The 12,671-nt window shown below is 53.8% G+C and carries 11 protein-coding genes; 8 read left to right on the forward strand and 3 right to left on the reverse strand.

The genetic code is table 11. The features are described from left to right. Positions 1–66: 66 nt before the first annotated feature. The 8 genes from SK34_RS11835 to SK34_RS11870 are packed head-to-tail and all read left to right on the forward strand — an operon-like array spanning position 67 to position 8,552. Positions 67–615, forward strand: a complete 549-nt coding sequence (locus SK34_RS11835; protein WP_003838886.1) for a fimbrial protein — start codon at positions 67–69, stop codon at positions 613–615. 41 nt (positions 616–656) lie between these two features. Continuing rightward, positions 657–3,128, forward strand: coding sequence for a fimbria/pilus outer membrane usher protein (locus SK34_RS11840; protein WP_048233098.1), 2,472 nt, complete (start codon positions 657–659; stop codon positions 3,126–3,128). Positions 3,129–3,154: 26 nt separating this feature from the next. Next, on the forward strand, positions 3,155–3,931 hold the full coding sequence (locus SK34_RS11845; RefSeq protein ID WP_003838882.1) for a fimbrial biogenesis chaperone: 777 nt from the start codon (positions 3,155–3,157) through the stop codon (positions 3,929–3,931). Between the two features lie 12 nt (positions 3,932–3,943). Next, positions 3,944–4,549, forward strand: coding sequence for a fimbrial protein (locus SK34_RS11850; RefSeq protein ID WP_032948581.1), 606 nt, complete (start codon positions 3,944–3,946; stop codon positions 4,547–4,549). Next, on the forward strand, positions 4,546–5,610 hold the full coding sequence (locus tag SK34_RS11855) for a fimbrial protein (protein ID WP_044702517.1): 1,065 nt from the start codon (positions 4,546–4,548) through the stop codon (positions 5,608–5,610). Before SK34_RS11850 ends, SK34_RS11855 begins: the two co-directional genes overlap by 4 nt. 9 nt (positions 5,611–5,619) lie before the next feature. Further along, positions 5,620–6,162: a fimbrial protein gene (locus SK34_RS11860; protein WP_044702515.1), complete on the forward strand. Its 543-nt coding sequence runs from the start codon at positions 5,620–5,622 to the stop codon at positions 6,160–6,162. A 1-nt stretch (position 6,163) separates the two neighbouring features. After that, positions 6,164–7,831, forward strand: a complete 1,668-nt coding sequence (locus SK34_RS11865; protein WP_048233099.1) for an O-antigen ligase family protein — start codon at positions 6,164–6,166, stop codon at positions 7,829–7,831. A gap of 1 nt (position 7,832) precedes the next feature. Continuing rightward, positions 7,833–8,552: an EAL domain-containing protein gene (locus tag SK34_RS11870; protein ID WP_003838873.1), complete on the forward strand. Its 720-nt coding sequence runs from the start codon at positions 7,833–7,835 to the stop codon at positions 8,550–8,552. A gap of 15 nt (positions 8,553–8,567) precedes the next feature. On the opposite strand, the gene SK34_RS11875 is transcribed toward SK34_RS11870, so the two are convergent. The 3 genes from SK34_RS11875 to fadE all read right to left on the reverse strand — a co-directional run bounded on the left by SK34_RS11875 (position 8,568) and on the right by fadE (position 12,480). Then, a complete protein-coding gene (locus SK34_RS11875) occupies positions 8,568–8,978 on the reverse strand; it encodes a Spy/CpxP family protein refolding chaperone (protein WP_048233101.1) in 411 nt (136 codons plus the stop codon). 179 nt (positions 8,979–9,157) lie between these two features. After that, on the reverse strand, positions 9,158–9,925 hold the full coding sequence (locus SK34_RS11880; protein WP_048233102.1) for an amidohydrolase: 768 nt from the start codon (positions 9,923–9,925) through the stop codon (positions 9,158–9,160). 110 nt (positions 9,926–10,035) lie between these two features. Further along, the gene (gene fadE, locus SK34_RS11885) at positions 10,036–12,480 is read right to left on the reverse strand and encodes an acyl-CoA dehydrogenase FadE (protein ID WP_003031392.1); all 2,445 of its coding nucleotides are present in this window, start codon (positions 12,478–12,480) and stop codon (positions 10,036–10,038) included. Between the last annotated feature and the right edge of the window lie 191 nt (positions 12,481–12,671).

A 12,671-nucleotide genomic window follows, 5' to 3' on the forward strand; every position in this document is an offset into this window, starting at 1 on the left:
TCTGCAGCAGGCGCAATTATGCGCCTGCCTAACCCTTCCTGCGAATAACTGAAAGGAAATGCGGTGATGCCTGGATGGCGTATTTTACTGCTTTTTATCTTTATATCGCCTGCATGGGTTTTGGCTGACACTCATCGTCTTGTCAGTACGCCCGGCAAAATGCGCATGCGGGGAAATATTATTGAAGCTGCCTGTTATGTCGATCCGCGCGACCGGTCGCTACTGGTTGAATTTGATGATCTCTCAGCCAGAGATATTTCCGGTAAACCTGAAAAAGTATCTGCGCATGATTTCAGCATTCATTTGCTGGGATGTTCCCTTGGGGATTCTCAACATCCGGGGAGTCTGTTTCAACGCGCCAATATTACCTTTTCCGGCGCACCCGATAGTGACAATCCTGATTATCTGAGCGTGCAATCGGAAACTGAAAATTTAGCGATAGAAATATATGACGGCAAAGGACAGCAAATTCATCTGGGTGAGCCATCACCGGACTATGCGCTTAACCCAGGGAAAAACACGCTCAATTTTACGGCTTATTTGATCTCCCGCGACGGAAGAATGACATCCGGCGAATTTACTGCGGTCACGCATTTTGTTGTGAATTATCTCTGAGCTGCACTGCAATTCGGGTATCTGAAGGTTTGCGAACGAAAATGATCACGCTGAAAACAGATAAAAAACGTCTGGCGCTTTTTATTGCTCTGGTCTGTGCCTCTTCATTTGTTGAAGCGGATGAGGCCATTGAATTTAATACCGACGTACTGGATGCCAGCGACAGGCACAATGTCGATTTGCAGCGTTTTTCCGAAGGCAACTTTGTGACTCCCGGAGAATATCTGCTGGATGTTCGTATTAACAGCCAGGAGATCCCTCAGCAGTCGATTCGTTATATCGTCGACCCTGCCAACCCGCATAAATCCATGGCCTGTCTGACGCCACAACAACTTGAATTACTGGCGCTCAAAGAAGAGGCGCTGACCTATATTCACCCGATCAGCGCGGCCTGCTATGACATTTCCCGCCTGCCGGGTGTGGTGCTGAATAATAGCGCCGGCGTACTGGACATTACCGTGCCTCAGGCATGGATGAAATATACCGATCCAGACTGGACGCCGCCGGAGCGTTGGGATAACGGTGTCGCAGGGCTAATTTTTGACTACAGCGTTTCAGGCCAGGCCACACATTACGAGCAGGGCGGCGATCGTTATCGCTCTCTGTCTGGCTATGGGCAGACTGGCTTTAACCTCGGCGCGTGGCGTTTTCGTGGCCAGTACCAAGCCAATTACGCTTCGGATGAGAACCGAGGGCGAATCGATTGGGATCAGATCTATGCCTATCGCCCGTTACCGATGCAGGCGGCAAAACTGACGCTCGGCGAAATCTACCTGAATTCTCAGGTTTTTGATTCGGTACGTTTCACCGGGGCGAACCTCGCCAGCGACGAACGCATGCTGCCGCCGAATTTGCAGGGCTACGCGCCCGAAGTACATGGCATCGCGCGCAGCAATGCGAAGGTCACTGTCAGTCAGCAGGGGCGTGTTATCTATCAAACCACCGTTCCTGCGGGGCCATTTAATATTCAGGATCTGCACGGCTCGGTACGCGGCACGCTGGATGTTCGCGTCGAAGAGCAGGATGGCAGTGTACAAACCTTTCAGGTCAATACGGCCGATATTCCTTACCTGACGCGCCCGGGCTATGTTCGATACAACGCCGCGGTCGGTAAGCCATCGCGTTATAACCACGACGTCCAGGGGCCTGCGTTTTATAGCGGTGATTTTTCCTGGGGGGTCAGCAATGCGTGGTCGCTGTATGGCGGCGCGTTGCTCACTGGCGATCGTTATAACGCCTGGTCGATGGGGATTGGGCGGGATTTGAGCTGGCTGGGTGCGCTGTCGGCTGACGCGACGCAATCCGTGAGTCGGGTGAAGCATCAGGCTGAACAAAAAGGGATGTCCTTTAAGCTCAGCTATGCCAAAACCTTTGATGAGTACAACAGCGCCATCACCTTTGCTGGTTACCGCTTTTCACAGCGTAACTTCCGCACCTTCTCGCAGTTCCTTGACGAGCAGTATGAAAATAACAACAGCGCCGGCAACGAAAAAGAGATGTACACCATCACCGGTAACAAGACCTTTTTTGCTGACGACCCGCAATTAGCGACCACGCTGTACCTGACCTATACCCACCAGAATTACTGGGATCGTGGCTCTCAGGATCGTTACGGGTTGTCGATGGGGCACAGCTTTTCGTTCGCAGGCATTCAGGGGATCAGCGCCAACCTTGCTGCTTACCGCTCTGAGTATCAGGGCAAACGGGACGACAGCCTTTCGCTGTCCATTTCTGTGCCATGGAGCGATGGCCGCTCCATGGATTATGAAGTGCAAAACAGCGGCAACCAGACCAGTCAGATGGTTTCGTATTCCGATAACCGCGACCGTAACAATCCATGGCGACTGCGCGCAGGGGTTTCCGGTGAAGGGCACACCGCGTTTGATGGTTACTACAAGCATCGCAGCATGATGGCTGAGCTTGAGTCTAACGTCAGCTGGCAGCAATCACGTTATTTCTCCGTTGGCGGCACGATGCGCGGCGGCTTTACCGCAACGCGTCACGGCGCGGCGCTGCATAACAGCCAGGCGTCAATGAATACCGCCAGGGTGATGGTTGATACCGACGGTGTGGCGAATGTACCGCTGAACGGTGAACAGGCGCACTCAAACCGCTTCGGTATTGCCGTCGTACCGGACGTCGTCAGCTATCACAGCTTTGATACCCGTATCGATGTGGACGCAATGGACGAGGATATTTCCGCGACCAAAGCCATCGTCACCAACACCCTGACGGAAGGCGCGATTGGTTATCAGCGCTTCGCCGTGGCGCAGGGGCAAAAAATGATGGCGCTGCTGCGCCTGAAGGATGGCTCTGTACCGCCGTTTGGTGCCGAAGTGTTTAACGCCAACGGTGTCAGCGTCGCCATGGTGATGGAAAACGGCATGGCCTGGATTGCGGGTGTGAATCCAGCTGAGCGTCTTTCTGTTGCCTGGGGCGGTCGTGCTCAGTGTCACTTACAGATGCCGCAACAAATCAACCCGGAAGGTAACGTGCTGTTGCCTTGTGAATAATTTCAATAACCTGAATGAATTTTGTCATGAAAAATCAAGCTTTTTACTCCGTGCAGCGTTGGCTGAAACCCGTGGCCTGCGGTCTGCTTTTTATTGCAGAGATCAACGCCTCATGGGCGGGTATCGCACTTGACCGTACCCGCCTGATCATCACCGGTGATGCGCGCTCTGTCAGCGCGAACTTAACCAACACCAGTCCGAGCATTCCGTTTCTGGCTCAGTCGTGGGTGGAAGACGCCAATGGAACAAAAATCACCTCGCCGCTGATGGTTTTACCGCCGCTACAACGGATTAACGGCGGGCAAAAGGGCATTGCACGTGTGACGAAAACCAGCGGTATTAACGCTCTGCCACAGGATCGAGAAAGTCTGTTCTACCTGAACGTGCGCGAAATTCCGCCCAAGCCGGATAAGCCGAACGTGCTGCAGCTGGCGATGCAGTCGCGTATCAAACTGTTCTACCGTCCGACCGCCATCGTGCCGGAAACACCGGGCGCCGTGTGGCAAAACCAACTGGTCTTTCATAAGCAGGGCCTGCGCTGGAGTGTGGATAACCCAACGCCGTACTTCGTCACCTTGATCGGCTTAAGCCGCAAACCTGAAGCTCAGGGCGGCGACAGGCTGACTGACTTCCCTGGGGTTATGGTTTCACCAAAGTCATCTCGCGATTTCAGCGTGACCGACGGCAGCGTTAGCCAGTTCAGCATGATGTATGTGAACGATTTTGGCGGTCATCCCGAATTGAAATTCAGCTGCACAGGCAATGTGTGTAAAGCATTGCCAATGGAGCAACAGCCCCGGTAACAGGATTCGTAAATGAAAAAGATGCTTTGCGCTCTGCTGATGGCGGGCATGGCCTGCTCGGTTCAGGCCACAAGCGGTCGCCAGGATATGAGCAACGTGTCCGGTGAGTATGGCAATGTCCGCTTTCATGGTCGGGTATTCGTTTCGCCGTGCGTGCTGGATATGGCCTCCCGCGATCAGACTATCGATCTTGGTGATATTTCCGCCAGCCGATTTCGCCAGGGCGGCGATCGCAGCGATCCGGTATTGGTCACGCTGTATCTGAACGGTTGTTTAAAGGGCTCCGGTCATACCTTAAGGGATTTTCCCGGGCAGACCAGTGAGATGCCTGAGCTTGCTTACAGCACGGTGGAGCGTGGTGTTTCGATGACGATGATGGCTGAAGGCGCACCGGAAAACAGCGATTTGGGGCGCATTCGTGGCGATGTTCGCGGCGCGGGCATCCGGCTACTGACTGAACGTAAGCAGTTGATCCACCTGAATCAACCGCAACGCATGTGGATCCTCAAACCGGGCGATAACGCCATTCATTTTCTTGCCGCGCTGGAATCTTTTGGGCGAGAGGTGACCGCCGGAGAGTTTAACGGTCTGGTCAGACTTAAGCTGGAGTATCTATGAGCGTATTGCGCAAAATGCTGCTGTGGGGGGTGCTGGCAGGCTGTCCTCTGGCCGGGCAGGCATTTACACAGGGAGAAGGTGAGCCGGAAGGTGGGTCGCCGCATCAGTACGATATTGAACTGAACTCGCTGGATGTCAGCAAAAACCACGTGGGCGGCAGAACGGAGCCGTTCCCCTGGAATCTTGGCAGTTGGTATGTAGTGGATTTTCACTGCGAACAGGCTGACATCTCCCGACAACCGATTTACTACACCACCACGACCACGATGCCGCCTTCCAATCAGGGAGCGAACCGTTTTCGTCTAAACGAGTATCTGGATGTGGAAGTACAGGTGTGGGTCGCCGGGCGTTATAACAACTACGTTCAGGCACCTTTTACCAATTTTTCAAATCGTTATAACGATCATAGCTGCAAAAAGCGCAAAGGTTACGAGCGGGCTACCAACATAGAAAGTGGTTCAAAAGGGAAAGTGACGTTTATTGTCACAAAACCCATTATTAATGGCATCAATATTACCTCCCAGTCGCTGGTGGAGGTTGCTGGGCGCTTAGGGGATGCTGGTCCTACGCCGACAACGCCAATTTCCCGCGTGGTGATTAAATCCGGGCTGATTACCGTACCGGACAAATGCACCTTCAACCGGGGAGACAAAATCAGCATTGAGTTTGGCGATTTGCCAGGATCCGCTGCCCGGCTCAACGGCACTAACTATAGTAAGCCAATCCCTATACATGTGGTGTGTGAAGGCGGCAGCTTCGATCAGGGCGCGCTGAATATCAATCTTGGCGTGCAAACGACCACGGCGTCAGGCACGGCGGGATTTAACGGTAATCTCCTCGGCACGTTAAGCGGCGGACAAAAACGCGACGATCTCGGCATTATGCTTAAAGACGAGAGTGGTGGCACCGTCGTGCCCAATCAATTTTACAACGTGAAGGGGTTTTACCAGAATCAGGGCGACTGGAATCTCACCGCCGCGCCGGTGGCAAAGCCGGGCGTGGGAAGCGTGAAGGAAGGTGAATTTGAAGCCTCTGCCACCGTTGTCGCGCAGTTTCAGTAGGGGGATGTCATGAGATTCTCGGCGTTATTCGCGACCGGTATGTTACTGCTTGGCAGCATGGCACAGGCCGACACCAAACTGGTCGGCGGCGATATGTATTTTCACGGCACCATCAGAGCACTGGCCTGCAGCCTTGCACCGGGTGGCGACAAAATCGAGGTCGATTTCAAGCAAATCGCGACGCAGGATCTCTATCTATCGGGGCGCAGTAAGCCGGAAAAATTCAGCATCCAGTTACGCGACTGCAATCCTGAGGTTTTCCGTGGGATCTCGGTTACCTTCAGCGGTCGTGAGGATGCGGAGCTGGCCGATCATCTGGCGCTGGATAGCAGTGAACAAGGGGGCGCGTCAGGGATCGGGATTGGGATGAGCGAAGAGGACGGCACGGCAATCCGCCTTGATGAGAGCACATCAGTCAAAGAGATAACAGAAGGCTCGATGACGCTGAATTTTTTGGCGTGGGTCGCAGCGGAGCCATCGGCGATAAAAAATCAGTCTCTCGAATACGGTCCGTTCAGCGCCAGCGGGACCTGGACGTTGAACTACCAGTAGCATGATGAACGTACTGAATCGGATTGCGCCGTTGCCTGCGCAGAAATTATTGCTCGGTATTAGTCTGTTTTTCTGGTGTGGGGCCATGCATCTCTACTGGCCGAACAACGGCGGCAGCGGTCTGTCGTTGCCGCTTAATATTACGAGCTGGATCTACGCTGTTGTACTGGCTGCAAGCGCATTGATGCTGGCGCCTCGTCAACGCTGGCGCATCACTGTGCCAGCTGCGGGTTTTACGATCGGGGCGTTCATCCTGATGTTGCTTTGCCTGCTAACACCTGACGTCAGGCAGGCCGAGGCACTACTGGTGGCGGGGGCGTTACTGGGAGGTGTGAGCGTCTATCTGGTCACATTGCAAATTCCTCTCACGGCAAACACCCTGACGGCACTGCTGGCCCTGCTATGGGGGGCGTGCGTGATTGAATGTCTGGTGTTTGTCTATCAGTACTGGCATTTGCCGGGCGTGGATTACTGGGAGTTTGCCTGGCGACGTGGTACACGGCCTTACGGCATTTTTCAGCAGGTCAACCTGCTGGCCAGCTTTGCGGCCTGTGGCGTGTTGCTGTCAGCCACGCTCTTTTTACGGCTGCGCGACGGGTATCGAATTGTCATCGGGGTTGGCCTGGTGATGATGGGATTTGTGCTGCATGAATCCCAGTCGCAAACCGGTTACCTGTCTCTGGTAATCGGTGAAGTGCTGCTGCTGGCGGTTTTCCCGGCGCAACGGCGTACGTTGTTACTACTCCTGTTGCCGTTGGCGTCAGGCATGGCGGCGGGGTCGCTCGTTCGCCATTTTTTGTCCGTTGCAACGGTCGATCACTTCACCACTTCCCAGGTGCGCTGGACGGTACTCAAAACGTCGTTGGCATTATTTGCCGAACGCCCGTGGACGGGGTGGGGCGTGGGCAGTTTTGCCGCCGTGTTTCTCGAACGTGCGGGACCGTTGGGGTTGAGCAGCATCTCGCATCCGCACAATGAACTGGTGTTATGGCTGGTGGAGGGCGGTCTGGTTGGGCTGGTGGGAGCGCTGTGTTTTATTGCGAGTGGTTTCTGGCTCTGGATGCATGGAAATCGTTGGCGTCGCGCCTGTCTGGTGGCGGCGCTGCCGGTGGTGATTCATATGCTGACGGAATACCCCGTCAGGCAGTCAACGCCGCATTGGCTACTGCTGATCCTGTTGCTTCGATGTGCAGACAGCGACCGAGCTGGAATACGCCTGGTGCTTACGTCGACGTGGCTGATTCGCGCGCCAGGGGTTATCTCGCTACTGACCGTCGCGCCATTGCTGCTTCTCACGCTGCATACGCAACAGCAACTGACGCTGGCGGAAAGGCAGTCATCGCAGTGGCATCTTGCCGAATCGCTCCCTGTAGGAGGCTGGCTTCTTACCAGTCGCTATCGGTTTGATGTCCAGATGGGGTATCTGCAACGGTATCAGCGTACCCGGGACGCTCGTTGGCTGGAGGCGGTTCGCCGCTGGGCGCCTGACTATGTGCGCGTTCACCCAGACCCTAATGTCTCCTTCACGCAAATCTTGCTGGCGTTGCAACAGCGCGACCCTGTCGAGGCGCATCGTCTGGCGACGCGCTTTTGCCTGATATACCCGAACGATCGCCGTATCCCGTGGCTGCAGGATGCACGACGTCCTTTTAATAAAATAATGGAATGATATGAACAGATTCAGCGAACAGGCCCGTTATGTGCCAGAACTTCCCCGCAACGCCGAACTGCTGCAGATCACTGGGATCCGTTTGCAGCGCATTCATTTTTTTGATGACGTATCGCTGGATGTCTGTGAAGTGTTAAGTCAGGTACGCACTCCGCTCCCACTGGATTTGTTTTTCAAGCACCTTTCAATTGCGGCAAAACAGCAGCTTTTTCTATGGCAAATGCAACGGGTGCTGGCTCTTTCTGGAAGCTATTCGTTGAATTTATCCGTCAGGATGCTGACCTGTCTGTCATGGGTCACGCGTCTCACAAAGCAGGTGCATCAGGGGCGGATTGTTATTGAGATTCAGGATCCGGGCTCCATGATGCGGCTGGAGAAGGCAGAGCAGCAGGCCGTATGCATCGCCGTAAAAACGCTGGTGCGTCACGGGTTTCGCGTGTGGCTGGATGATGTTTCACCTGAGCTATTTTTTGTCTGGCGGCTGTCGGGCATCCGTTTCGATGCCATCAAAATTGAAAGTGGAATGTTTCATCAGTTCAGAACATCGGAGTGGCAGTTGAGGGTTCTGGTCAATCAGTTTCGTGGGCTGGGTGAACGGGTTGTCATTGAGGGGGTAGAAACGCCACAGGATTATGCCATTTGCCGTATGAGCGGCGCAGATGCTGTACAGGGGTTTCTGTTTGAACAGGCGATTTTACCGAAAAGCCTGAATCATTGCTGATTCAGGCTCTGGTAATTATTCGCTTAGCGTCTGTGCGATGTCTTTTTGCACCTGCTGGCGCTGTTCTGGAGTCAGCACTTTGTTCAGGTCAAAATAGTATTTCACGCGATAATAACGCGCCTGCTGTTCGATGTTGCTGAATGCCGAAAGCTGTTTTTTGACGACTGCTTCATCCCACTTCCCGGACTTGATGACGTCAATCAACGCGCCGTCTTTAACATCCTTCACCGAAATCTGGCTTACGTTGGTTTCAAGCTGCTGGTGCAGTTTTTTAATCTGCGCAACCTGGTCAGTGCTCAACTTAAGATGTTGTACTATCGGATCCTGGGCTGGAGCCGGAACATTAGATGTGGTTGCTGCAAGCGTGCTAAAAGAAGCGCCAGCCACGGTAACTGCTAGCAAAGTCATGCGTAAGAAGTTCTTCATGTCGAGATCCTGATAAGGGAATTATTAACATTGTCAGTCACTCGCTGATTACGAGTGATTATCTTTTGCAGGATACGATGCCCACCGCATGTCGCCACGCGAATTTGTTTTGCGGTTGGTTACGGAGTGCAACAATCCCGCCACGGAAAAACGTTGTGCAGCGGGAGTTAAGGCGATAGTTATAGCGTGAAGGGGTCGGCGTCCTGCCAGGCGGGAAATTTCTCGTGATATTCACGCAGCGCTGAGAGAGACAGTTCTGCGTCAATGCGTGTGGCCTGATGCGGCTCGGCGGTGGCAATAATCTCACCCTGCGGATTAATCACCCGGCTGTCACCGCGATAATGATGCCCGTTACCGTCAGTGCCCACGCGGTTACATCCTGCTACATAAGCCTGGTTCTCAATCGCCCGTGCGGCAAGCAGAACCTGCCAGTGCAGAGAACGCGGCGCAGGCCAATTGGCAACATACAACGCAAGGTCGTAATCGTTGCGATTGCGCGACCATACCGGAAAACGCAGGTCATAACAGACCAACGGCAGAATGCGCCAGCCGCGCCATTCAACAATAACGCGCGCGTCACCCGCCTGGTAATGCTGGTGCTCATCCGCCATGCGGAACAGATGGCGCTTGTCGTAGAAATGCACATTACCTTCGGGTTCAACCAGCAAAAAACGATTCACCGGCCCCCGTTCAGACTGTATCGCCACGCTACCTGCTATCAGGGCATTTGTCTGCTGCGCTTTGCTACGCATCCAGCTTACAACTTCTTCTTGCGGCAACGATTTATTTGCCGCTTCCATGGCAAATCCGCTGGTAAACATCTCAGGCAATACAATGACATCACGTCCGGCGACGGTTTCCAGTTGTCGGTCAAAATGGCGCAGGTTGGCCGGGCCATCCATCCAGATCAATGGTTGTTGCAGCAGAGTAATTTTCAAACCAGGCACGATCGAGGCTCCTCGTTGAACAACATTTTGACACTGTAGCATGAGCATTAATGAAAATGTGGCAATAAAAAGCCCCGCATTAAGCGGGGCTAAACGTCGTGCGAGTGTCGTTATGCGGCTTCGACTTTACGCACTTTCTCTGGCAGCTTTACCGGCTGAGTCGCCAGCTCCTCGGGTTCAAAGTCATCCACGTTGATACTGCGCAGGCGGCTCGCTTCGGCTTTCACCAGAATCGCGGCTTCATCTTTATCAATCAGCCCTTTCGCCAGCGCATTGTGCGCCAGTTCGTCGAGACGGGTAAATGGCAGGTTTTTACCCAACTCTTTACAGATCCGCTGGTGGATTGGGTCGGCTGCAATCACGTCCAGCAGCGCCTCTTCCAGCAAACCAACCGGGTTATGCTCGCTTGGCGTCAGATATTGACCGCGACCAATACGAGAACGAGTAGCGCTCGGAACCTGCAAAATCTTCGCGACTTTATGATCCAATTTGTCAGACGGTGCATGGTAGTGGCGACCGGTAGGGAAGATAACCACATTCAGCAAGCCCGCGACCAGACGGTTCGGGAAGTTCTTCAGCAGATCGTCCATCGCCTGTTCCGCTTTGTACAACGCATCCTGAACGCCCCAGTGAACCAACGGCAGGTCCGCTTCATGACGGCCTTCGTCGTCATAACGCTTCAGCACCGCGGAGGCCAGATACAGCTGACTTAACACATCGCCCAGACGTGCGGAGATACGTTCACGACGCTTCAGACTACCGCCCAGTACAGCCATCGACACATCTGAAAGCAGGGCCAGGTTGGCGCTCAGACGGTTCAGGTGCTGGTAGTAACGTTTGGTCGCATCGCCAGTTGGCGTGCTGCTGGTTAAACCACGCGTCAGGCCAAGCCAGAAGCTACGCACTTTGTTACTGCCGACGTGACCGATGTGTTTGAACAGCAGCTTGTCGAACGCATTCACATCGTTACTCTGTGCCGCAGCCATCTCTTCCAGAACATACGGATGGCAGCGAATCGCACCCTGACCGAAGATCATCATGCTACGGGTCAGAATGTTGGCACCTTCAACGGTAATAGCGATTGGCGCACCTTGATAAGCACGGGCGAGGAAGTTGCTTTCGCCAAGCATAATGCCTTTACCGCCAGTGATATCCATCGCATCGATGATTGACTGCTGTCCGCGGTGGGTGCAGTGATATTTCACGATGGCCGACAACACCGCCGGTTTTTCACCCAGCATAATGCCGTAGGTAATCAGTGATGCTGCAGCGTCCATCACGTAGGCGTTACCGGCAATACGTGCCAACGGCTCTTCAATACCTTCCATCTTGCCGATAGAGATTTTGAACTGGCGACGAATGTGCGCATACGCGCCGGTGGCCATCGCGACCGATTTCACGCCGCCCGTCGAGTTAGATGGCAGGGTAATACCACGTCCCACAGACAGGCATTCCACCAGCATGCGCCAGCCCTGACCGGCCATTTTCGGACCACCGATGATGTAATCAATTGGTACAAACACATCTTTGCCCAGTGTCGGACCGTTCTGGAACGGCACGTTCAGCGGGAAGTGACGACGCCCAATTTGTACACCTGGCGTTGAGGTTGGGATCAGCGCACAGGTAATGCCAAGATCTTCTTCGCCACCCAGCAGTTTTTCCGGGTCGGAGAGTTTAAATGCCAGACCCAGCACGGTAGCGATAGGCGCCAGCGTGATATAGCGTTTGTTCCAGGTCAGGCGCATACCCAGCACCTGCTGGCCCTGCCAGTCGCCCATACAAACCACGCCGGTATCAGGGATCGCGCCTGCGTCGGAGCCGGCTTCCGGGCTGGTCAGAGCAAAGCATGGGATCTCCTGACCGCGAGCCAGACGTGGCAGATAATGATTTTTCTGCTCTTCGGTGCCGTAATGTTGCAGCAGTTCGCCTGGGCCTAATGAGTTAGGCACGCCAACGGTGATCGCCAGGATCCCAGAAACGCCGGAGAGTTTCTGTAGAACGCGAGCCTGAGCATATGCTGAGAATTCCAGCCCGCCGTACTCTTTCTTAATGATCATCGCGAAGAAGCGGTGTTCTTTCAGATATGCCCACAGTTCCGGAGGCAGATCCGCGAGTTCGTGAGTGATCTGAAAGTCGTTCGCCATGCGGCACGCTTCTTCCACTGGACCATCAATAAACGCTTGCTCTTCAGCAGTCAGATGCGGCTGAGGATAGTTATGCAGTTTTTTCCAGTCAGGCTTGCCCTGGAACAGATCACCTTCCCACCAGGTCGTACCGGCATCAATCGCTTCTTTCTCAGTACGCGACATTGGCGGCATGACTTTACGGAAACCGCGGAACACCGGTGCAGAGATCATAGATTTGCGCATCGGCGTAAAGTTAAACGGTACGAGAATAATGGCCAGAGGAACCAGCAGCCAGACTGACCACAGGCCAGCCACGCCAAGCGCGGCCGTCCAGGCGAGCAAAATTAAGCTGCTGAGGAATAAGCTCACGCGGTGATAAAACAGAACGCTGAGCAGAACAACCGTAGCGATAATACTCAAAATCATCATAACGAAAAGCTCCCTTGCTTGTAGGAGGTCTGACCACTTGTGATGATATGGTTGTAGTGGATGTAAATTCTTTTAGCAATGTGTTTACAAAATAATTACAACAAAGCTCACATTGTTGCTGTTTTAACCGGCACAAAAAATCAAAAGCCGTAACCATTCCTGTGGCTTGTACTTCTCGCTGGTAGCGCTAT

It is taken from the genome of Citrobacter sp. MGH104 (assembly GCF_001034485.1).
In the GTDB taxonomy this organism is placed as follows: Bacteria; Pseudomonadota; Gammaproteobacteria; order Enterobacterales; family Enterobacteriaceae; genus Citrobacter; species Citrobacter freundii.

Bases quoted from the DNA above. Each gene is read 5' to 3' on its own strand.
- SK34_RS11835 (WP_003838886.1), top strand. From the start codon at position 67: ATGCCTGGATGGCGTATTTTACTGCTTTTTATCTTTATATCGCCTGCA.
- SK34_RS11840 (WP_048233098.1), top strand. From the start codon at position 657: ATGATCACGCTGAAAACAGATAAAAAACGTCTGGCGCTTTTTATTGCT.
- SK34_RS11845 (WP_003838882.1), top strand. From the start codon at position 3,155: ATGAAAAATCAAGCTTTTTACTCCGTGCAGCGTTGGCTGAAACCCGTG.
- SK34_RS11850 (WP_032948581.1), top strand. From the start codon at position 3,944: ATGAAAAAGATGCTTTGCGCTCTGCTGATGGCGGGCATGGCCTGCTCG.
- SK34_RS11855 (WP_044702517.1), top strand. From the start codon at position 4,546: ATGAGCGTATTGCGCAAAATGCTGCTGTGGGGGGTGCTGGCAGGCTGT.
- SK34_RS11860 (WP_044702515.1), top strand. From the start codon at position 5,620: ATGAGATTCTCGGCGTTATTCGCGACCGGTATGTTACTGCTTGGCAGC.
- SK34_RS11865 (WP_048233099.1), top strand. From the start codon at position 6,164: ATGATGAACGTACTGAATCGGATTGCGCCGTTGCCTGCGCAGAAATTA.
- SK34_RS11870 (WP_003838873.1), top strand. From the start codon at position 7,833: ATGAACAGATTCAGCGAACAGGCCCGTTATGTGCCAGAACTTCCCCGC.
- SK34_RS11875 (WP_048233101.1), bottom strand. From the start codon at position 8,978: ATGAAGAACTTCTTACGCATGACTTTGCTAGCAGTTACCGTGGCTGGC.
- fadE (WP_003031392.1), bottom strand. From the start codon at position 12,480: ATGATGATTTTGAGTATTATCGCTACGGTTGTTCTGCTCAGCGTTCTG.